This window comes from Paracoccus sp. SY, assembly GCF_002901215.1.
Classification (GTDB): domain Bacteria; phylum Pseudomonadota; class Alphaproteobacteria; order Rhodobacterales; family Rhodobacteraceae; genus Paracoccus; species Paracoccus acridae.
The window spans coordinates 170,410-191,466 of record NZ_NWMQ01000002.1; the positions used below are offsets into that span (position 1 = coordinate 170,410).

At 66.6% G+C, this 21,057-nt stretch carries 22 protein-coding genes; 8 read left to right on the plus strand and 14 right to left on the minus strand.

Annotated elements, in window-relative coordinates:
* Positions 1-18: 18 nt before the first annotated feature.
* The 9 genes from CK944_RS02640 to cobD all read right to left on the minus strand — a co-directional run bounded on the left by CK944_RS02640 (position 19) and on the right by cobD (position 10,994).
* Complete coding sequence (locus tag CK944_RS02640) at positions 19-900, minus strand: LysR family transcriptional regulator (RefSeq protein WP_158247938.1); 882 nt, start codon at positions 898-900, stop codon at positions 19-21.
* 78 nt (positions 901-978) lie between these two features.
* Complete coding sequence (locus CK944_RS02645; RefSeq protein WP_103171480.1) at positions 979-1,230, minus strand: hypothetical protein; 252 nt, start codon at positions 1,228-1,230, stop codon at positions 979-981.
* A gap of 121 nt (positions 1,231-1,351) precedes the next feature.
* Complete coding sequence (locus tag CK944_RS02650; RefSeq protein WP_229665139.1) at positions 1,352-1,870, minus strand: gluconokinase; 519 nt, start codon at positions 1,868-1,870, stop codon at positions 1,352-1,354.
* Positions 1,858-2,754 (minus strand): GntP family permease, encoded by an 897-nt coding sequence (locus CK944_RS02655; RefSeq protein ID WP_256388075.1) that lies wholly within the window; start codon positions 2,752-2,754, stop codon positions 1,858-1,860. The genes CK944_RS02650 and CK944_RS02655 overlap by 13 nt, the downstream gene beginning before the upstream one ends.
* Positions 2,754-3,236, minus strand: coding sequence for a GntP family permease (locus CK944_RS24175; protein WP_256388070.1), 483 nt, complete (start codon positions 3,234-3,236; stop codon positions 2,754-2,756). The genes CK944_RS02655 and CK944_RS24175 overlap by 1 nt, the downstream gene beginning before the upstream one ends.
* A gap of 88 nt (positions 3,237-3,324) precedes the next feature.
* Positions 3,325-4,203, minus strand: a complete 879-nt coding sequence (locus CK944_RS02660) for a transglutaminase family protein (protein ID WP_103171482.1) — start codon at positions 4,201-4,203, stop codon at positions 3,325-3,327.
* A complete protein-coding gene (locus CK944_RS02665; protein WP_103171483.1) occupies positions 4,203-6,590 on the minus strand; it encodes a circularly permuted type 2 ATP-grasp protein in 2,388 nt (795 codons plus the stop codon). Before CK944_RS02665 ends, CK944_RS02660 begins: the two co-directional genes overlap by 1 nt.
* A 3-nt stretch (positions 6,591-6,593) precedes the next feature.
* Positions 6,594-9,926, minus strand: a complete 3,333-nt coding sequence (locus tag CK944_RS02670; RefSeq protein ID WP_103171484.1) for a DUF2126 domain-containing protein — start codon at positions 9,924-9,926, stop codon at positions 6,594-6,596.
* A gap of 102 nt (positions 9,927-10,028) precedes the next feature.
* A complete protein-coding gene (gene cobD / locus CK944_RS02675; RefSeq protein WP_103171485.1) occupies positions 10,029-10,994 on the minus strand; it encodes a threonine-phosphate decarboxylase CobD in 966 nt (321 codons plus the stop codon).
* A 204-nt stretch (positions 10,995-11,198) separates the two neighbouring features.
* On the opposite strand from cobD, the gene CK944_RS02680 reads away from it, so the two are divergent.
* From CK944_RS02680 to CK944_RS02710, 7 genes are all read left to right on the plus strand, one after another.
* Complete coding sequence (locus CK944_RS02680; protein ID WP_103171486.1) at positions 11,199-11,702, plus strand: YbjN domain-containing protein; 504 nt, start codon at positions 11,199-11,201, stop codon at positions 11,700-11,702.
* 35 nt (positions 11,703-11,737) lie between these two features.
* Positions 11,738-12,553: a pyrroline-5-carboxylate reductase gene (proC, locus tag CK944_RS02685; RefSeq protein WP_103171487.1), complete on the plus strand. Its 816-nt coding sequence runs from the start codon at positions 11,738-11,740 to the stop codon at positions 12,551-12,553.
* On the plus strand, positions 12,550-12,882 hold the full coding sequence (locus CK944_RS02690) for a tRNA-binding protein (protein ID WP_103171488.1): 333 nt from the start codon (positions 12,550-12,552) through the stop codon (positions 12,880-12,882). Before proC ends, CK944_RS02690 begins: the two co-directional genes overlap by 4 nt.
* Positions 12,882-13,829, plus strand: a complete 948-nt coding sequence (locus tag CK944_RS02695) for a D-glycerate dehydrogenase (RefSeq protein WP_103171489.1) — start codon at positions 12,882-12,884, stop codon at positions 13,827-13,829. The genes CK944_RS02690 and CK944_RS02695 overlap by 1 nt, the downstream gene beginning before the upstream one ends.
* A 70-nt stretch (positions 13,830-13,899) precedes the next feature.
* The gene (locus tag CK944_RS02700; RefSeq protein WP_103171490.1) at positions 13,900-14,103 is read left to right on the plus strand and encodes a CsbD family protein; all 204 of its coding nucleotides are present in this window, start codon (positions 13,900-13,902) and stop codon (positions 14,101-14,103) included.
* A 100-nt stretch (positions 14,104-14,203) separates the two neighbouring features.
* Complete coding sequence (locus CK944_RS02705) at positions 14,204-15,166, plus strand: magnesium transporter CorA family protein (RefSeq protein WP_103171491.1); 963 nt, start codon at positions 14,204-14,206, stop codon at positions 15,164-15,166.
* A gap of 79 nt (positions 15,167-15,245) precedes the next feature.
* Positions 15,246-16,304: a DUF475 domain-containing protein gene (locus CK944_RS02710; protein WP_103171694.1), complete on the plus strand. Its 1,059-nt coding sequence runs from the start codon at positions 15,246-15,248 to the stop codon at positions 16,302-16,304.
* Positions 16,305-16,391: 87 nt separating this feature from the next.
* On the opposite strand, the gene CK944_RS02715 is transcribed toward CK944_RS02710, so the two are convergent.
* Both CK944_RS02715 and CK944_RS02720 read right to left on the minus strand, forming a co-directional pair.
* On the minus strand, positions 16,392-16,673 hold the full coding sequence (locus CK944_RS02715) for a protealysin inhibitor emfourin (protein ID WP_103171492.1): 282 nt from the start codon (positions 16,671-16,673) through the stop codon (positions 16,392-16,394).
* A gap of 37 nt (positions 16,674-16,710) precedes the next feature.
* Positions 16,711-17,802, minus strand: a complete 1,092-nt coding sequence (locus CK944_RS02720) for a M4 family metallopeptidase (protein ID WP_103171493.1) — start codon at positions 17,800-17,802, stop codon at positions 16,711-16,713.
* A 160-nt stretch (positions 17,803-17,962) separates the two neighbouring features.
* Between CK944_RS02720 and CK944_RS02725 the strand changes: the two genes are divergently transcribed.
* Positions 17,963-18,310 carry a hypothetical protein gene (locus CK944_RS02725; protein WP_103171494.1) on the plus strand — a complete coding sequence of 116 codons (348 nt, stop codon included), beginning with the start codon at positions 17,963-17,965 and terminating at the stop codon, positions 18,308-18,310.
* Between the two features lie 4 nt (positions 18,311-18,314).
* Here CK944_RS02725 and CK944_RS02730 read toward each other — a convergent pair whose 3' ends face one another.
* The 3 genes from CK944_RS02730 to ugpA are packed head-to-tail and all read right to left on the minus strand — an operon-like array spanning position 18,315 to position 21,055.
* The gene (locus CK944_RS02730) at positions 18,315-19,322 is read right to left on the minus strand and encodes a sn-glycerol-3-phosphate import ATP-binding protein UgpC (protein ID WP_103171495.1); all 1,008 of its coding nucleotides are present in this window, start codon (positions 19,320-19,322) and stop codon (positions 18,315-18,317) included.
* Between the two features lie 6 nt (positions 19,323-19,328).
* Positions 19,329-20,177 (minus strand): sn-glycerol-3-phosphate ABC transporter permease UgpE, encoded by an 849-nt coding sequence (gene ugpE / locus CK944_RS02735; RefSeq protein ID WP_103171496.1) that lies wholly within the window; start codon positions 20,175-20,177, stop codon positions 19,329-19,331.
* Positions 20,177-21,055, minus strand: coding sequence for a sn-glycerol-3-phosphate ABC transporter permease UgpA (gene ugpA, locus CK944_RS02740; RefSeq protein WP_103171497.1), 879 nt, complete (start codon positions 21,053-21,055; stop codon positions 20,177-20,179). Before ugpA ends, ugpE begins: the two co-directional genes overlap by 1 nt.
* Positions 21,056-21,057 lie beyond the last annotated feature (2 nt).

The following is a 21,057-nucleotide window of genomic DNA, read 5'->3' on the forward strand; positions in this document are numbered from 1 at the left end:
CCTTCGGGGCGCCTTTCTTCAGTCAAGCTGCAGCTTGACCGCGAAATCCAGGAAGCTGCGCATCGCGCCGGTCATCAGCTTGCCGGATGGATAGACCAGGTTCACCGGCAGGTCGGGCAGGGCGTATTCGCACATCACCACATCCAGCCTGCCGGCCTTGACATCGTCGCGCACGACGAATTCCGGCAGCAGCGCCAGGCCCCTGCCGTTCAGCGCCATGGAATGCAGCATCTCGGTGTTGTTGCTGAAGAAGACCGGCCGGACCGGCTGGCGGATCGTGCGGCTGCCCCGGCGCAGCGGCCAGGTCAGGTTGCCGGGCAGGTTGGTATAGTGAAGGCAATCGTGGCGCAGAAGGTCGGCGGGCTTTTCCGGGCGGCCCATCCGCGCCAGGTAATCGGGCGAGGCCACCAGCATGATGCGCACCGCGTGCAGCCGCCGCGCGTGCAGGGTCGAATCCTGCAGGTTGCCGATGCGGATCACCGCGTCGAAGCCGTCGCCCACGATGTCGCTGGTCCCATCGTCCAGGACGATCTGCAACTGCACATCGCGGTATTGTTCCATGAAGTCCAGCAGATGCGGCTGAAGCACCTTCAGCGTATAGAAGATCGGGCTGCCGATCTTCAGCGTGCCCGACTGGCTTGTCGTGGTCGCCTTGACGGCTTCGGTCGCCGCATCCAGCCGCGCCAGGATCTCGCGCAGGTCCCGGCTGTAGGCCAGGCCCGCGGCGGTCGGCGTCACCTTGCGCGTGGTGCGCACCAGAAGACGGACGCCAAGGCGGGCTTCAAGATCGGCGATGTGCTTGCTGCACAGGCTGCGGGAAATGCCCATGCGCGACGCTGCGGCGGCAAAGCTGCCCTCGTCGATGACGCTGACAAAGGTGCGGAAGACGCTGGTATCCATGCGCGCCACCATGCACCGGGCCGCAAAAAAGGAAAACCGCCCCGATCAGGGGCGGTTGCAATCCTGCCTTGCGACGGCTTAGCGGATATAGGTCGAACGGGGGCCGGGCGCGGTGAAGTCGCTGACCGACAGGGTCGCGTCGGCGTCGATGCCTGCGCGTTCCAGGTCTTTCTTGTTCATCAGGTCGGCTGCCTTGACCTCGACCGTCTGCGCCGCGACGACCGGGGCGGTCGGCATGTCGGCGTCGGAATTGCCCGAATTGTAGCTGGCGGCTTGCGCGGTTCCGGTGGCAAGGATAACGGCGCCAAGGATGGCTGCGATGTTTTTCATGATATGTCTCAACTGTCTGTCGTTTCTATGACATGGATATAACCCCCTGATTTGTCGTTAATTAGACCGGATCTGCTGGTTTCAGTGTTCAATGATGCTGCACAATCCCGCCCGTTTCCTGTCAGGACAGGCCCAGCAGGCGCACCGCCTGGGCGACCTGCTGCTGGGGCGTCAGCATCATGTCGAGGACGGCGCCGTCCTCGTCCGGGGCCAGTGGCTCAAGCGTGGCCAGTTGGGAATCCAGAAGCCTGGGCGGAAAGAAATGCCCCGCGCGATGGTTCAGCCGATCCGACAGCAATTCGCGCGTGCCGTGGACATGCAGGAACCGCACGCGCGGCGCCCCGCTGCGCAGGATGTCGCGATAGCTGCGCTTCAGCGACGAACAACCCAGGACCGAGCTTTCGCCCCGCGCTTCGGCCCCGGCGATCTGGTCGGCCAGGGCGTGCAGCCAGGGCGCGCGGTCCGCGTCCGTCAGGGGCGTGCCCTGGGCCATCTTGTCCACGTTGGACTGGGGGTGGAAGGCGTCTCCTTCCACGAAGGGCCAGCCAAGATGGGCGGCCAGGGCTTCCCCGGTGGTGGTCTTGCCGGCGCCGGAAACCCCCATCACGACGATGTGCTGCGGCCCCGTCACAGCAGCCACCAGCCCAGCAGGGCAAAGGCGAAGGCGGTCAGGCCGATGGTCGTCTCCATCACGGTCCAGGTCTTCAGCGTGGTCGTCTCATCCATCTTGAGGAACCGCCCCACCAGCCAGAACCCTGAATCGTTGAAATGGCTGAGAACCGTGGCGCCGCCCGCGATGGCGATGACCAGGAAGCACAGGTCCAGTTCCGACAAGCCGGGCGTCGCGGCGACGGTGGGGGCGATCAGGCTGGCCGTCGTGGTCAGCGCCACCGTGGCCGACCCCTGGGCCACGCGCAGGGCGGTGGCGATGACGAAGGCCGCCACGATCAGCGGCAGGCCCACCGATTCCAGGCTGCCCGACAGGGCCTCGCCGATGCCGCTGGCGCGCAGGACGCCGCCGAACATGCCGCCCGCGCCGGTCACCAGGATGATGGCGCAGATCGGGCCAAGCGCGCCGTCCACGATCTTTTCCATCCGCGCCGGATCGTTGCCGCGCCCCAGCAGATACAGCGCGATCAGCAGCGTGATCAGCAGCGCGACGGGCGTCTGGCCCAGCATCCGCAGCAGGTTCACCCAGGCCGCGTCTCCGTCGATGGCGCCGATCGTCGCCAGCGTGTTCAGGCCGGTGTTGAAGAAGATCAGGATCAGCGGCAGCAGCAGGATCAGCAGCACCGTTCCGAAGGCCGGCGGTTCGCCGGTCAGGCGGTGTTCGTCGTTCGCGCCCAGCAGTTCCGGCACCGGGACGGTGAAGCGCCGGCCCAGGAACAGCGACACCAGATAGCTGCCGACATACCAGGTGGGCAGCGCCACGATGGTGCCGACGATCAGCAACAGCCCGATATCCGCCCCTACCAGATCGCCCGAGGCGACGGGACCGGGATGGGGCGGCACCAGGGCGTGCATCACCGCAAAGGCTCCGGCGGCCGGCAGCGCGCGTAAAGCAGCACCGACCCGCCAAAGCGCAGCGCCACGCTGAAGATGATGGGCAGCATCACCATCAGCCCCGCGTCGAAGAAGATCGGAAACCCGAACAGCAGCGATGCCACGCCAAGCGCGAAGGGCGCGCGCCGTTCCCCGAACTTGTTGATCAGCCGGTCCGCCAGGATCTGCGCGCCGCCCGATACCTCCAGCAGGCGGCCGATCATGGCGCCGAAGCCCACCAGCAGCGCGACGGTGGCCAGGGTGTTGCCGAAGCCCGTCAGCAGGGTCGGCACCACCTCGGCCAGGGGGATGCCGGTGACAAGGGCCGTCAGCAGGCTGACCAGGACCAGGGCGATGAAGGCATGCAGCTTGAAGCGCATGATCAGCACCAGCAACAGCCCGACCGAGGCTGCCGCGACGCTCAGCAGGAACAGCGTGCTGTGGACGGTTTCGGTGTTTTCCATGGGTTCCTTCCTGCCTTGGTGCGCTGGATGGCCTTGCGAATGGTGCATCCATATCCGCCAACGCCTTGGTGGCGGTTTTGGTGCCTGCCTAATCCTCGGCCAGGATATCGACGCTGTGGCTGGTCGTCTGGCCGCCCGCCAGGCGCATGGATCCGGTGACGGGCGCCACGTCGGCATAGTCGCGGCCATAGCCGATGGTGACATGATTGGCGGCCACGAAGCAGTCGTTCGTCGGGTCGTATTCGCACCACCCGGCCTCGGCCCCGATCCAGGCGCGGACCCAGGCGTGCATGGCATCCGCGCCTTCCAGCCGGGGCTTTCCCGGCGGCGGGTTCGTGCGCAGGAAGCCCGAGACATAGGCCGCCGGGATGCCAAGGCTGCGCAGCCCCGAGATCATGATCTGCGAGAAATCCTGGCAAACCCCGTGGCGGCCCGCGAAGGCCTGGGCGATGGGGGTGTCCACCTCGGTCGCCTGGGCGTCGAAGCGCATGTGGCCGTGGATCGCACGGCCCAGGCATTCCACCGCCTCGCGCGCGGTCGCGGCCTTGCCGCAGGCCTTCCGGGCGAAATCGGCGATCGGCGCCACTGCCGGGATCCGGTGCGAAGGGCGCAGAAAGTGATGCGGCGAATGGGGGCCAAGGTCGGTGATCTCATGCAGGTCGTCGGGAAGGCGGTCCAGGCTGGCGGACAGATCCAGTTCGGATTCCTCGCCCAGCCGGCGCACCCGGCCGGTCATGTCGATGCGCACCTGCGTCAGCCCGGCAGGCATGACAAGCTGCGTCACCTCGTTTCCGAAGAAATCGGTGAACTGGCTCCGCTCGGCCGGAGGGGGGGTGATGACGATGCTGCTGTGATGCACGTCCTGCATCCCCGGCAGGTCTGCGGGGCTGATCCGCAGCAATTGCCGCCCCACGCCGGTGGGACGGGCGAAGTCGTATCGGATGGACAGGCGCAGGCGATACAGCATCAGTGGAAATAGGTCGTGGTCAGGATGTCGGACAGCATGGCGATGCGCGCGCGCAGGCCCCACAAAGCCTCGGTCGTCAGGCTGGCGGGTTCGGCGGTGGCCAGGTCGGTGTGCAGGCGCAGGGCTTCGCGGGCAAGGGGCGACAAGGCGCCGTGGTCATTGGCAGCGGGCAGCATGTCCACCTGTTCGCGCAACCCGTCGATCTGATGGCGCAGCGCGCGCGGGTTCAGCGGGTCCAGCGCCAGCAGGTCGATCACGGTGGCGCGGGACGCGTTCAGGGTGAAGCGGCGGCGATGGGTCAGGATGCTGTCGCCCACCTCGATCGCCAGATCCAGCGCGCCTTCGGGCGCCTTGGGATCGCACAGCACGGCCAGCAGCGCCGCCGTGCCCATGGCCCGTTCGTGCAGCCTGCCGATGGTCAGGAAGCGCCAGCCGACGAAGCGGTACATGTTTTCATGAACCAGCCCGGAAATCCCCGCCAGCTTGCGCAGCAACGCGGACAGCGCGCGGGCCGCGTCGTCGCCGGCCGAGACCTTGGGGGCCAGCTTTCGTGCGCTGCGGTCGATGTCGTGCAGCGCGGACCAGGCGTCGGGGGAAAAGCGGTCGCGCACGCTGCCCGCGCTGCCGATGGCGGCGGACAGGTTGTCCAGAAGCTTCTGGGGGATGGCCGCAGCGGGGTCGATGCCCATCTGGCGGAACAGGGGGTCGAACCCCGCCAGCAAGGGCGCGCCCGTTCCGCCGGATTCGGCAAGGCGCGTGTGATAGGCGCGCATCAGCCGCACGATCCCTTCGGCCCGTTCGGCATAGCGGCCCAGCCAGAACAGGTTGTCGGCGGATCGCGCGGGCAGGCCGCCAGCGGCCATGCGTGTGTCTGCGGCGCTTACCTGGCGGGCCATGGTGATGGCGGGCACGGGCAAGGGGCTGACGACCCAGACATCGGCGGCGGCACCGCCTTCCTGCATGGCCAGGGCGGACACGTCGGCGCCCGTGCCGATCCGCGCGAAGCCGCCCGGCATGACGGCCCAGCCCCGCGCCGTCCGGGCCAGATAGACGCGCAGCGTCATGGGGCGCGGCACCAGGGCGCCGTCCACAAGGGCCGGGGTGGTGGACAGGGTCACGGCCTCTTGTGCGACCAGATCGCCGCCGCCCTCCGTCAGCCGGCGGTCAAGCACCTCGGCGGGCAGGCCAACGGCGCGCGTCAGGTCGTCCGTGGGGTCGAAGGGCAGGCGCGTGGTCAGCGCATCCGCAAGCACCATCCGGCGCGGGCTGGCGCGCACCGCGGCGCGGGCGGCGGGATCGCCGCACCACCAGGTCGCGATATTGGGCATGGCCAGCGGCGCGCCGACCAGATCCGGCGCAAGCTTCGGCAGAAAGGCCATCAGCGCGCGGGTTTCCAGAACGCCCGAGCCCAAGGCGTTCACCATCGTCACCGCGCCCGCCCGCAGCGCCGCGACCATGCCGGGCGTGCCGATGCGGGACGCGGGATCCAGTTCCAGGGGATCGGCATATTGCGCGTCAAGCCTGCGCCACAGCACATCGACCTGCCGCATTCCCTGGACGGTGCGCACCATCAGCCGGTCGCCCGACACGCACAGGTCGTCGCCTTCCAGCAGGGTGAAGCCCAGGTAACGGGCGATATAGGCGTGTTCGAAATAGGTCTCGTTCATGGGGCCGGGCGTCAGGATCGCCACGCGGCTGTCCTTGTCGGTGGCCTGGGCCTGCAAGGCATCGCGGAAATTGCGAAAGAATCCCGCCAGCCGATGCACGTTGCCGTCCGGGTAAAGCTCGGAAAACGCACGGGACGTGGCGACCCGGTTTTCCAGCGCATAGCCCGCCCCTGAAGGCGCCTGCGCGCGATCCGCCAGCACCCACCATTCGCCGTCCGGGCCGCGCCCCAGTTCGAAGGCCAGGAAATGCAGGAAATGCCCGCCGCGCGGCTTGACCCCCACCATCGGACGCAGCCATTCGGGATTGCCCGCCACCAGGGCTGCGGGCAGGCGGCCGGTCTCGACAAGCTCGTTCGGGCCATAAAGATCGGCCATCACCGCTTCCAGAAGGTCGGCGCGCTGGCGCAGGGCCGCGCCGATGTCCTTCCATTCCTTCTCGGCCAGAAGGACGGGGATATGGCTCAGCGGCCAGGGGCGTTCGACGGATTCGCCGCCGCCGTACTGGCGATAGAAGACGCCGCTATCCAGCAGGTAGCGGTCGGCACGCGCCAGATCGCGCGCCAGGCCGTCGTCGGGCAAGGCGTCCAGATGCGCGACCAGCTTGCGCCACAGCGGGCGGACCTTGCCGTCGGGGGCGACCATCTCGTCCGGCACGCCGGGCAGCGGGCGATAGGCCGCGCTGCGCGGCTGTTCCAGGCTGTCTGCCCGGTCGCCCGCCATGCGTCACACCCCGGCCGCGCGGCGAAGGTCCAGGGTCAACGGAAATTCCCGGTGGATCCGTTCCGGCGGAACCGTGTGTCCATGTCCGGGGCGGTGCCCATGGGGGCTGAAGCGCGCCAGCCTGCGAGCCTCGGCCTCGTTCCCGTTGACGGGGAAGGTGTCATAGTTGCGCCCGCCCGGATGGGCGACGTGATAGACGCAGCCGCCAAGGGCGCGGCCCGACCAACTGTCGAAGATGTCGAAGGTCAGCGGCGCATCGACGGGCAGAACGGGATGCATCGCCGATGCGGGCTGCCAGGCCTTGAAGCGCACCCCCGCCACGGCTTCGCCCGCGCCCACATCGGCCAGCGGCACCGCGCGACCGTTGCACAGCACCCGATAGCGGGACGGATCGGCCGAGGACAGCTTGACCTGCAACCGTTCGGTCGAGCTGTCGGTATAGCGCACGGTTCCGCCGATCGCCCCGGTTTCGCCCAGGACGTGCCAGGGTTCCAGCGCCTGGCGCAGTTCCAGGTGGACGCCCTCGACCTCGACCTCTCCGCAGAAGGGGAAGCGGAACTCGGCCTGGGCCTTGAACCACTCCTCCTGCATCGGGAAGCCGTGGTCGGTCAGGTCGCGCAACACATCCTGGAAATCGGTCCAGACGAAATGCGGCAGCATGAAGCGGTCGTGCAGCGCGGTGCCCCAGCGGGTCAGGTCGCCCGTGGCCGGTTCGCGCCAGAACCGCGCGATCAGCGCGCGCAGCAGCAGTTGCTGCGCCAGGCTCATCCGCGCGTCGGGCGGCATCTCGAAGCCCCGGAACTCGACCAACCCCAGGCGGCCGGTGGGGCCGTCGGGGGAATACAGCTTGTCGATGCAGATTTCCGCGCGGTGCGTGTTGCCGGTCACGTCGGTCAGGATGTTGCGCAGCAGCCGGTCGGTCAGCCAGGGCAGGGGCGGCGTGCCCCGGTCGGGCGCGGGGATCTGGGCCAGCGCAATTTCCAGTTCGTAAAGCGCATCGTGCCGTGCCTCGTCGATCCGGGGGGCCTGCGACGTGGGACCGATGAACAGGCCCGAGAACAGATAGGACAGCGAGGGATGCCGGTTCCAGTGAAGGATCAGGCTGGCCAGCAGGTCGGGGCGGCGCAGGAAGGGGCTGTCGTTGGTGGTGGCGCCCCCCACGACGACATGGTTGCCCCCGCCCGTGCCGGTATGCTTGCCGTCGATCATGAACTTTTCCGCGCCAAGGCGGGACTGGCGCGCGTCCTCATAGACGCCTTGGGTGATGGCCACGCAGTCGTCCCATGACGCGGCAGGATGGATGTTCACCTCGATCACGCCGGGATCGGGGGCCACGCGGATCATGTTCAGACGCGGGTCCTGCGGGGGCGCATAGCCTTCGACATGGACGCGCAGGTCCAGGCGCAGGGCCGCGGCCTCGACCGCGCGCAGCAGATCCAGGTATTCCTCCAGCGTCGCCACCGGCGGCATGAAGACGCAGAGCCGCCCGTTCTTGGGTTCCACCGACAGGGCCGTGCGGACCATGCCCTGCAATTCCGGCACGCCGACGCCGGGCACCTGCTGCACCACGTCCTGGATCGGCTGGTTGGCGACGAAGCTGGCCATCGGCTGGGACTTGCGATCCGGCGCGATCTCCCCCGGTTCGGCCAGCGGCGCGCGTTCGACCGTCGGGTCGGTCGGGTTGATATAGGGATAAACCGAAGCCGGCAGATGCGGCAGCGAGGACAGCGGAAGGCGGTATCCGACCGGGCTGTCGCCGGGCACCAGGAAGACATGCCCGCGCCGCAGCCGCCAGCGTTCGGAATACCAGGTGATGCCGGATTTCGATTGCCAGCTTTGGATCGGCAGCACGAAGCCCGTGGGCGTGGTCAGGCCGCGATTGAAGACGGCGGCGATGCGATGGCGGGCCTCGGGGTCTTCCAGCTTGCTGTTCTCGGGGCTGACATTGGCGGGCAGGTTCGCCTCGCGCACCAGCCATTCGGCGGGGTCTTCATAGGCGGGCAGGACGTTGTCGTCGGACACGCCCAGTTCGGCCGCCATCTCCCGCAGCAGTTCCTGCGCCTGAAGGGGCGTCACCGTGGCGTCGTCGGCCTCATTCGCGATCAGGTCGGGGTTCTGCCAGATGGGCTGGCCGTCCTTGCGCCAGTACAGCGAGAAGGTCCAGCGCGGCAGCGTCTCGCCCGGATACCACTTGCCCTGACCGTAATGCAGGAAACCGTTGGGTGCGAAACGCTGGCGAAGCTTGCGGATCAGCACGTCGGCGCGGTGGCGTTTCGTCGGGCCCACGGCATCGGTGTTCCATTCGGCGGATTCGAAATCGTCGATGGACACGAAAGTGGGTTCCCCGCCCATGGTCAGCCGCACGTCGCCTTCGCGCAACGCCGCATCGACCCGGTGGCCCAGGCGGTTCAGGTCCGCCCAGGCATCATCGCTGAAGGGCTTGGTGATGCGCGGGTGTTCGGCCACGCGGCGGATCTGCATGTCGAAGTCGAAATCGACCTCGGCAAAGCTGGCCATGCCGCTGATGGGGGCACAGGACCGGTAATGGGGCGCGGCGGCCAGCGGGATATGGCTTTCGCCGGTCAGCAGGCCCGATGTCGGATCCAGCCCGATCCAGCCCGCGCCGGGGATATAGACCTCGGCCCAGGCGTGAAGGTCGGTGAAGTCATGGGCGGTGCCGGACGGGCCATCCAGAGCCTGCAGGTCCGGCTTCAACTGGATCAGGTATCCCGACACGAAGCGCGCGGCAAAGCCCAGGTGGCGCAGCGCATTGACCAGCAGCCAGGTGGAATCGCGGCACGATCCGCTGCGCAGGTCCAGCGTCTCCTCGGGCGTCTGGACGCCGGGTTCCATGCGGATGGTATAGGCGGTCTCGCCCGCGATGCGCGCGTTCAGGGCGACCAGGAAATCGACCGTGCGGGTCCTTTCGCGCGGGATCCCGGCCAGCATCGCGGCCAGCAGCGGACCGGCGGGTTCGGCCTGGCGATAGGGGACCAGTTCCTCGGCCAGGTCGGGGGCATAGTCGAAGGGCCAGTATTCGGCCGCATCCTCGACGAAGAAGTCGAAGGGGTTATAGACGGTCATGTCCGCGACCAGATCGACCTCGATCTTCAGCTCGCGTACGGGTTCGGGAAAGACATACCGCGCCAGCCAGTTTCCGAAGGGATCCTGCTGGTGGTTCACGAAGTGGTCTTCGGGCGTGACCTTCAGCGAATGGGATATGACGCGGGTCCGTGAATGCGGCGCGGGGCGCAGCCGGATCACCTGGGGGGCAAGGATCACCGGACGGTCATATTTGTAATGCGTCAGGTGATAGATGCTGGCCTTGATCGACATGCCGTTCCCCTGCTGTCCCTGCCGTCAGCTTACACGATGTGAAGGCAGGTGCGAGAAGGAAAGCCGGAACGGCCCAGCCGCAGCAAGGCGCGGACGCCTTGCCTAGATCTTGCGCAGGGCGTCGGTCAGCCGGTCCCATTCCTCATGCCCGCCGGGAATGCCCATCCGCAGCCATGTTCGCGAAAAGGAGAAACGACGCGTCCAGACATGCGCCCGCGCCAGCCGTTCCTGTGCTGCGGCGGCGTCGCCCGTATCGTAAAGCCGGAACAGATGCGTGCCGCCCGCCGGACGCCAGCCTGCACGGATCGCAAGGCGGTCCAGCCGCAGCGCGGCCTCGGCATGATAAAGAACCGTGGCGTCGGCCCAGGCACGGTCCGCCATGGCCTGCGCGCCGACATGCAGCGCGGGTCCGTTGACGGCCCAGGGTCCGGCGGCGTCCGACAGGCGGCCCAGCAGGTCGGGCCGTGCCAGCACGAAGCCCAGCCGCAGCCCGGCCAGGCCCCAGAACGGGCTGAAGCTTCGCAACACCAGCACGTTCGGGGGCAGGGCAGGGGCCAGCGACAGATCCGGGCAGACATCGGCGAAGCTTTCGTCCACGACCAGATGGCCCACGCGGCGGGCCAGCCGGGCCAGAACCTCGGGCGGCCATTCCCGGCCGTCGGGATTGTTGGGATTGACCACCACCGCCAGGTCGGCCCCCTCCATCGCCTCGGGGCGGGCGAATTGGGACACCTGCCAGCCCGCCGCCCCCAGGCTGGCCGCATGGTCGTCATGGCTGGGCGCGATCACCGCCGCCCGCCCCGTGGGCAGAAGGCGCGGGATCATCCTGATGGCGGCAGATGCGCCCGCGACCGGCAGAACCTGCGCGGCGGGACAGCCGAACCAGGCGGCGGCGGTCGCGATCAGCCGGTCGCGCGCGGCTGCCGTCGGCAGCGCGCGCCACACCTGCGGCGGCAGGTCGCCCAGGGGCCAGGGGCGGCGGTTTATCGCCGTGGACAGGTCGATCCAGGCGCCCTGTCCGAAGCGCGCCGCAGACCCGCCGGTATCGCTGCCATGATCGGGCTTCATGCCTTGACCGCACCTGCTGGACATTTGTGTCCCGCTTACCCAAGCCGACAGTTTTCCACAATCTTTCCAGGAATTCCGCTTTACAGACCGGCAAAAGCCGACCACGATATCTGGTAAGGACAACCGGGCGAAAACGCCCGGTCTTGTTCTGCAAACAAGGGGCAGCGGCACGAAATCGCGTCCCGTCCGAGGCAGGATGCTGACATGGCGCTAACGGAAGCAGTGATTCCGACCGATGAGATTCATCCCATCGACATCGTCGAGGCGGTGGCCCTGCATCACGACTGGGATTTCGACCGGCTGGCCGACGACCAGATCGCCATGGTGGTCCAGGGCCAGTGGCGCAGCTATTCGCTGACGCTGGCCTGGTCCGCGCGCGAATCCGTGCTGCGCCTGATCTGCACCTTCGATCTGGACCCGCCTGCCGACCGCCTGCCCCCCGTCTATGAGACGATGAACCTGGCCAACGACCAGGTCTGGGACGGCGGCTTCACCTTCTGGTCCAAGCAGCGGCTGATGGTCTGGCGCTATGGCCTGGTACTGGCGGGCGACGCGGTGGCGTCGGCCGAACAGGTGGACCGGATGATCAGCAACGCGCTGCTGGGTTGCGAACGCTTCTATCCATCCTTCCAACTGGTTGCCTGGGGCAACAGCAGCCCCGCCGCCGCACTGGACATCGCATTGGGCGAGGCCTACGGACGGGCATGAGGGGCGCTTGGCCCCGCCGGGACAAGGGGGGCCGGATGGGCGATTTCGACGATCTCAACACGCGCGGGCTGGTGCTGGTGGGCTGCGGCCGGATGGGCGGGGCGATGCTGCGCGGCTGGCTGGCGCGCGGGCTGGAACCCGGCGCCGTCACGGTGATCGACCCGCATCTTGCGCCCGAATGGCTGGACAAGGGGCTGCGCGTGAACACCGGCCTGCCCGCCGATCCCGCCGTTCTGGTGCTGGCCGTCAAGCCGCAGATGATGGCGCAGGCCCTGGGCGGCGTGCCCCGCCTGTCTGACACGCTGGTCCTGTCGGTCGCGGCGGGCACCACCATCGCCACGTTCGAGGCGGTCTTTCCCGGCGCGCCGATCGTCCGCGTGATGCCCAACACCCCTGCCGCCATCGGTCAGGGCATCAGCGCCATGATCGGCAACGGTCTGGCGACGCCCGCCCATCTGGATCTGGCCCAGACGCTGATGGGGGCCGTCGGCCGCGTGGTCCGGCTGGACCACGAGGATCAGATGGACGCGGTGACGGGCCTGTCGGGCAGCGGCCCGGCCTATGTCTTCCACCTGATCGAGGCGATGGCCAAGGCGGGCGAGGCTCAGGGCCTGCCCGCCGCGCTGTCGCTGGAACTGGCGCGCATGACGGTTGCCGGGGCGGGGGCGCTTGCCGTCGATGCCGACGAGGATCCGGCGGTCTTGCGCGAAAACGTCACCTCGCCGGGCGGAACCACGGCGGCGGGACTGCGGGTGCTGATGGATCCCGATACCGGTCTGCCGCCCCTGATGGCGCGCACGATCGCCGCCGCCACCGAACGCGGGCGCGAATTGGGAAAGGCCGCGCAATGACCATCAGCTTCGACGATTTCCTGAAGGTCGATATCCGCGTGGCGACCATCACCCGCGCCGAACCCTTCCCCGAGGCGCGAAAGCCCGCGATCAAGCTGTGGCTGGATGTGGGGGATCTGGGGGAACGCAAATCCTCGGCCCAGATCACGCGGCATTACGAACCCGCGCAACTGGTCGGCAAGCAGGTGCTTTGCGTGGTGAACTTTCCGCCCCGCCAGATCGGTCCCGTCCGGTCCGAGGTTCTGGTCCTGGGCGTTCCCGACCCCGATGGGGAAGTGGTGCTGATCCGTCCCGACCTTGATGTCCCGAATGGAGGAAGGCTTTACTGATGCGGCTGCTTGTCACAAGGCCCATGACCGCGCGCGCCACCCAGGCGATCCGCGACCGTTTCGACGCGACCTTCCGCGACAACACCCCCCTGTCCGAGTCAGAGGCCGCCGCCGCCCTGCGCGATTACGACGCAATCATGCCGACGCTGGGCGACGCCTTCACCGCCACCGCCTTCGCGGACCAGCCGCGCTGCCGCATCCTGGCGAATTTCGGGGCGGGCTATAACCATATCGACACCGCTGCGGCAAAGGCGGCGGGGGTGGTCGTCACCAACACGCCCGACGTGGTGACGGATGCCACCGCCGACATCGCGGTGATGCTGATCCTGATGACCCTGCGCCGCGCCAGCGAAGGCGAACGGATCCTGCGCGCCGGCCAGTGGACCGGGTGGAACCCGACGCAGCTTCTGGGCGGGCACGCGACGAGCCGGACCTTGGGCATCGTCGGCATGGGCCGCATCGGCCAGGCCATCGCCCGCCGCTGCCACTACGGCTTCGGGATGGATGTGATGTTCTTCAACCGCTCGACCGTCGCCGGCCTGGATTTCCCCGCCCGCCAGATCGGCGGGCTGGAAGCCATGCTGGAACAGGCGGACGTTGCCGTCCTGGCGGTGCCGGGCGGGGCCGGCACGCGGCATCTGATCGGCGCCGCGCAATTGGCCGCGCTTGGCCCGCGGGGCTATCTGGTCAACATCGCCCGCGGCGACGTGGTGGACGAGGCCGCGTTGATCCAGGCCCTGCAGGACGGCGTTATCGCCGGCGCGGGCCTTGACGTCTACGAACGCGAACCGCTGGTTCCCCAAGGCCTGCTCGACGCCCCGAACGCCACGCTGCTGCCGCATCTGGGCACCGCGACCGACGATACCAGAACGGCGATGGCCCTGCGTGCGCTGGACAACCTGATCGCCTTTGCCGAGGGCCGCGACCCTCACGATCCGGTGAATTGAACCCCCCTCGGGAACCCCGTCGGACTGCCAAATGTTAATTCACCAGATCGATGCTTCGAAGGAGATAGGCATGAACTGGGATATCATCCAGGGCAAATGGAAACAGGTCAAAGGTTCGCTCAAGGAACAATGGGGCGACCTGACGGACGACGATCTGGACCGGATGGACGGCAGCAAGGACCAGCTTGCCGGCAAGCTGCAGGAAAAATACGGCTGGACCAAGAACGAGGCCGAACGCAACATCGACGACTATTTCCGCGACCGCACATACTAAGCGGCGGGTCCTGGAACGGATGGAAAGGGTGCCTTCGTGGCACCCTTTTTCTTTGCCGATGGGCAGGCTACCAAGGCTGCGACCGGGGCCGGAGGCTGCCATGATGTATTCCTATGTCATCCACCAGGGCCGCATTGTCCGGCAGGACAGGGACGCCCCCTTGTCCGACGCCATCTGGATCGACCTGATCGCGCCGGGGAAAGAGGAAACGGCCCTGCTCAAGGAACTGGGCGTGGATGTTCCCACCCTGGCGGACATGGAGGAGATCGAGATTTCCAACCGGCTTTACCGGGAAGCGGGGATCGACACCATGACGGCCGTGCTGCCGGGCGAACGGGGCGACGGCAACCGCGTGACGATGCCCGTCAGCTTCATCCTGTCGCCCCGGCGGCTGGTGACGGTGCGCCATCATTCGCCCCGGCCCTTCCTGACATTCCCTGAACGTGCCGAACGGTCCACCCTGGGCTGCGCCACCGCGCACCGCCTGTTCATCGGCCTGGCCGAGGAGATCATCGCCCGCCTGGCCGACATCCTGGAAGGGTCGGGCCGCCTGCTGGACGATGCCACCATCTCGATCTTCGAGACCCGGCCCGCGCGGGGCCAGGGGGACCGGCTGCAAACGGCGCTGCGCCAGGTGGGACGCGAAGCCGAAGCCCTGGCCCGCCTCCGCCTGTCCCTGCTGACCATCGAACGGATGCTGGCCTTCTATATGGCCACCGTTGACGAACAGCCCGAGGCCAAGCGGCTGCGCCCGGTGGTCCAGGGACAGTTGCGCGACGTCCAGGCGCTGGAGGTTCATGCCGACTTCCTGGGTTCGCGCGTCAGCCTGGCCGTGGACACGACGCTGGGCATGATCAATCTGGAACAGAACAACACCGTGCGCATTCTATCTGTCGTGGCGGCACTGTTCCTGCCGCCGACGCTGATCGCCAGCATCTACGGCATGAACTTCGAGGTGATGCCGGAACTGGACGAACGCTGGGGCTATCCCATGGCCCTGGGACTGATGGCCGCGACGGCGGCGGCGACCTGGCTGGTGCTGCGCTGGAAGCACTGGCTATAGACAGGGGGCGGCGGGGATGGCCTTGCCGCGCCGGATCCAGCCGCTTATCGGTCGGTCACAGACGGAAGGAGAAATGTCCATGCGCTCGTCCCTGTCCTATCTGCGGTGGCCGCTGATCGTCACGGTCGTGGGCATCGCCCTGGCGGCCTGGCTTGGCTTGCGCTTTACCGGCAGCACGACCGGGGCGGTGTCCTTCTTCATGATCGCCTTGGTGCTGGCGATCCTGGAAATCTCGCTGTCCTTCGACAACGCCATCGTCAATGCCAACAAGCTGAAGGAAATGACGCCCAAATGGCAGCGGCGCTTCCTGACCTGGGGCATCCTGATCGCGGTCTTCGGGATGCGGATCATCTTTCCGCTGCTGATCGTGGTGATCGCCGCCCATGTCGGCCCCCTGGCCGCGATCCGGCTGGCCGCAACCGACCCCGAAGAATATTCGCGCCTGATCCACGAGGCGCATCTGCCCATCGCGGCCTTCGGCGGCGCCTTCCTGATGCTGGTCGCGCTGAGCTTCTTCTTCGACCAGTCCAAGGACGTGGACTGGATCGGCAAGATCGAACGTGCCCTGCGCCGCGCCGGGTCGGTGCGCGGGATGGAGGTGGGCTTCGTCCTGGTGATCATCCTGCTGTTCGTCTGGCTGCTGCCTGTCCGGGACGAGCAGATCTTCATGTACAGCGCCATGTGGGGGATCGTCACCTTCCTGGCCGTGGACGCCTTGGGCCATGTGCTGGACCGCTGGGGACAGGCGCAGGATGCCGCGCGGGGGACGGCCCAGGTCGGCCTGGGCGGGTTCCTGTATCTGGAGGTTCTGGACGCATCCTTCAGCTTCGATGGGGTGATCGGCGCATTTGCCCTGACCCAGAACCTGTTCCTGATCGCCATCGGTCTGGGGATCGGCGCCATGTATGTGCGGTCCATGACCGTGATGCTGGTCGAACGCGGCACGCTGGCGGAGTTCCGGTATCTGGAACACGGCGCCTTCTGGTCGATCCTGATCCTGTCGATCATCATGTTCGGCCAGACCATGTGGCACCTGCCCGAGGTCGTCACCGGGATGCTGGGCGCGATCTTCATCGGCGCCGCCTTCGTGAACTCGGTCATGTGGAACCGCCGGCACAAGGGTCACGCGCAGGGCTGATTTCAGGTGTCGCACCGGGGGTTTCACACCCCCGGACCCCCGTGGGATATTTGGATCAAGGCAAAGGGCGGGGTGGTGTCGCCTGTCCTACATCTGGTCGATCAAATCCAGCATCTCGGGCGGGATCTGGGCTTCGCGCAGGGTAAATCGGTGGGTCTCGCTGTTCTCGGTCACGGTGATCAGATAGGTCATCCGGTCGGCGCAGTCGCCGCAGGGCTGGCGGGCCAGGCGGGCCAGCTCATCCGGCTCGAAGGCGTCGCACAGTTCCTGGCGCATCTGTTCGGGCTGGTCTTCCACGTCGATGGTCTTGCGCATCTGCGCGGCGCTGATGCCGCCAAAGCCGCCCTGCGCCGCGATGTCGATGATCATGGCCGAAGATCCCCCGCTGGTTTGGGGGAATCTAGGCCTAGATCGCGATTCCGACAAGTTTCCAGGCGCGGCGCAGCATGATCGTCTCGTAACTGCCGCGCCCGGTCAGTTCGATCGCGGCGTCCATGGTCTGGTCCGCCCAGTCGGCAAAGCTGGCCATGGGGTTGTTCAGCGTCTGCAGCGCGCGATACCAGACCCGGCCCGGCAGTTCCCAGGCCCGCCCGCCCAGATAGGCGCAGAACAGGTAGAAGGCGTGGTTCGGGATCCCGGAATTGATATGCACCCCGCCATTGTCGTCGGTCGTCGTCACGAAATGGTCCATGTGCCAGGGCTGGGGATCCTGGCCCAGCAGGTCGTCGGAATAGGCCGTGCCCGGCGCCTTCATGCTGCGCAGGGCCGCGCCGTTGATGCCGGGCCCCAGGATGCCGCGCCCGACCAGCCAGTCGGCCTGGTGAACCTCTTGCCCCAGGGCGCGCTGCAGGGACAGGCTGCCGAAGACATCGGCGATGCTTTCGTTCAGCGCGCCCGACTGGTTTTCATAGATCAACCCGCCGGAATGCTGGATGACGCCATGCGCCATTTCGTGCCCGATCACCGACAGTTCCAGGAAGGTGCGGAAGATCTTGCCGTCGCCGGTGCCATAGGCCATCTGCGTGCCGTTCCAGAAGGAGTTGTTGTAGTCGCGGCGGTGATGGACGGTGGCGACCAGCGGCATCCCTTGGCCGTCCAGGGAATTGCGGCCATATTCCTCGGCGAAGAGGGAAAAGACCTGGCCTGCCGCCTCATAGGCGGTGTCGGCATCGGGAATGCCGGTCGGGCCGTCGCCTTCGGACCGGACCAGCTTGCCCGGAAGCGCGGCCTTGTGCTGGCCGTCATGGATGCGGCGGTCCGGGCAGCACAGATCCTGGACGGGTGCGACCGCGGTGGTGCCCAGGGGCTGCGCCGGGGGCAGGCCGGCCTCCATCAGTTCGGCCCGTTCGTCGCGCAGCCTTTCGGTCTGCTTCAGCAGCGTCCGCGCCATTTCAGCCGTCCTGGGATCGCCGCGCAGGGCCAGCACCCGCAGCATATAGGGGGGAACGATGCAGGTGATGGGATGATGCGCACCATGGCCGCAGCAAAACAGACTCATCTTGATTCCTCTCTGGGTAGAGCGATTCTAGCACATGTTCCCGACAGAACAAACACAGAACAAATTTTAGACGTTGTAATAGATTAAATATTTTCTATTTTAATGATATAGGATTTATATTAGGTATATATAACTATAAACTTTTCAGGGAGTATTATAAATGCCGGCAAGATTTTGCCTGACGACCAATGATGGAAAAGAAATTTGCATCCCGCTTTTCGTCGAGGTGCAGCGCAATCCCTTTGATCCCGACCCGTGGCAGGGCGGGATCGACATCGGCGATCTTCGCGAACCGATCCGCTGGCTCAAGGCGGCAGGCATCGACCACGACCAGCAACGGCAGGTGGCGGCCATGGTCCAGATCGCCGATGCCTCTGCCGCCCTGCCGGGCAGGATCGGATCGCAGGTGAACGCCATGATGCAGGAACAATTGTCGGCCATGAAGCTGGGCGACGGCATGTCCCTGCATCTGGACTCCGCGCCCCAGCCGAGGGCAATGCGCGCCTGACGCGTCAGTCGATGCGCCGCCCCGTATCCGCCTCGAACAGGTGCAGCGATCCGGGGCGGTAGGCCAGGCGCAGGTATTCGGGCAAGGGTTCGCCCGACGGCATGGTCACGGTCAGCCGTTCTCCTCCGGTCTGGCCGTGAACCAGGCGTTGCGCGCCCAGTTCCTCGACCGCCAGAACCTCCATCTCGATGGGACCGTCGGGGGCGACCGCCAGATCCTCGGGGCGGATGCCGATGGTTCCGGCATGGGCCGTGCCGGGCAGGTGCGGGACCGCGTGGCGGCTGATCAGGTTCATGGCCGGGCTGCCGATGAAGCTGGCGACAAAGGTGGACGCGGGCCTGCGATAAACCTCCAGCGGGGTGCCGATCTGTTCGATCCGGCCCGCGTTCAGCACCACAAGGCGGTCGGCCAGCGTCATCGCCTCGAGTTGGTCATGGGTGACATAGATCGAGGTCGTGCGCAGGCGGCGCTGCAATTCCTTGATCTCCAGCCGCATGGTGACGCGCAGCTTGGCGTCCAGGTTCGACAGCGGTTCGTCGAACAGGAAGGCGGCCGGTTCGCGGACGATGGCGCGGCCCATGGCGACGCGCTGACGCTGGCCGCCGGACAGGGCGCGGGGCTTGCGGTCCAGGAAGGGGCCGATCTGCAGGATCTCGGCCGCCTGGGCCACGCGCTTGTCGATTTCCGCCTTGGGCGTGCGGCGGTTCTTCAGCCCGTATGCCAGGTTCTGGCGCACCGACATATGCGGATAAAGCGCATAGTTCTGGAACACCATGGCGATGTCGCGGTCGGCGGGTTCGATGTCGTTGACCACGCGGTCGCCGATGCGGACCGTGCCTTCGCTGATCGATTCTAGCCCCGCGACCATGCGCAGCAGGGTGGACTTGCCGCAGCCGGACGGCCCGACAAGCACGATGAATTCGCCATCCGCGATATCGATGCTGACGTCGCCCACGGCGCGGGTGCCGCCCGCATAGATCTTGCCGACCTTGTCGAGGGTGATTGATGCCATTTTTTCTTACTTCTCCGTCTCGACAAGACCTTTGACGAACAGGCGCTGCATCCCGATCACCACGGCAACGGGGGGCAGCATCGCCAGCATGGCGGTCGCCATCACCAGATGCCATTGCGGCAGCCCGTCCACCGCATCCGCCATGCGCTTGATGCCCGCGACGATGGTGTAATAATCGCTGCTGGTCGTGATCAGCAGCGGCCACAGATACTGGTTCCAGCCATAGATGAACAGGATCACGAACAGCGCCGCGATATTGGTCCGCGACAGGGGCAGCAGGATGTCGCGGAAGAACTTCATGGGCCCGGCGCCGTCGATGCGCGCGGCCTCGGTCAGCTCATCGGGGATGGTCAGGAAGACCTGGCGGAACAGGAAGGTCGCGGTGGCGGATGCGATCAGCGGGATCGACAGCCCGGCATAGCTGTTCAGCATCCCCAGGTCGGCCACCACCTGGAAGGTCGGCACGATCCGCACCTCGACTGGCAGCATCATGGTGATGAAGATGCACCAAAAGGCCATGTTGCGCAGCGGAAAGCGGAAATAGACGATGGCGAAGGCCGAGGTGATGGAGATCGCAATCTTGCCGCAGGCGATCAGCAGCGCCATGACCAGGCTGTTCCACATCATCGTGCCGACGGGGGGCGTGCCGCTGGTGGACACGCCCGCGTCCAGCATCCGGGCATAGTTTTCGACCAGATGCGGGCCGGGCCACAGCGGGATGGTGCCCGACATGAAGTCGGTCGCGGTATGGGTGGATGCGACAAAGGCCACCCAGACGGGCAGGGCGACGATGGCCACCCCCAGCATCAGGGTCAGATGCGCCAGAAGGTTCAGGCCGGGACGGTTCTCGATCATCAATAGGCCACCTTCTTTTCAACATAGCGGAACTGGACCACCGTCAGTGCGATCACGATCAGCATCAGGATCACCGATTGCGCGGCGGAAGACCCCATGTTCTGCCCCACGAAGCCGTCGAAATAAACCTTGTAGACCAGGATGTTGGTAGCCTGCGCCGGCCCGCCCTCGGTCGTGGCGTCGATCACGCCGAAGGTGTCGAACATGGCATAGACGATGTTGACGACCAGCAGGAAGAAGGTGGTGGGCGACAGCAGCGGCACGGTGATGTCGAAGAAGCGGCGCACCGGACCCGCGCCGTCGATGGCGGCAGCCTCGCGCAAGGACGCCGGCACGGATTGCAGCCCCGCCACGAAGAACAGGAAATTATAGCTGATCTGCTTCCAGGCCGAGGCGATCACCACCAGCGTCATGGCGTCGGACTTGGAACTGATATGGTTCCAGTCATAGCCGATCACGTCCAGGAAATAGGGCATCACGCCGATGGTGGGATTGAAGATGAACCACCACAGGATCCCCGCAACCGCCGGGGCCACCGCATAGGGCCAGACCAGCAGCGTGGTATAGACGCTGGTCGAACGGATCATCCGGTCCACGGCCACCGCCAGCAGCAGCGCGAAGCCCATCGACAGCACCGTGACCAGCACCGCGAAGATCGCCGTCACCTGCAAGGAATTCAGATATTCCGGGCTGTTCCACAGCGCCTTGAAATTCGACAGGCCCACGAAGGTGGTGTTGATGCCGAAGGCGTCCTGGCGAAGGAAGCTTTGCCGCACGGCCTGGGCTGCGGGCCACAGGAAGAAGATGAAGGTGATCGCCAGTTGCGGGGCCAGCAGCAGCCAGGGCAGCAACTGGTTGCGGAACAGGGTGCGCTTCATCG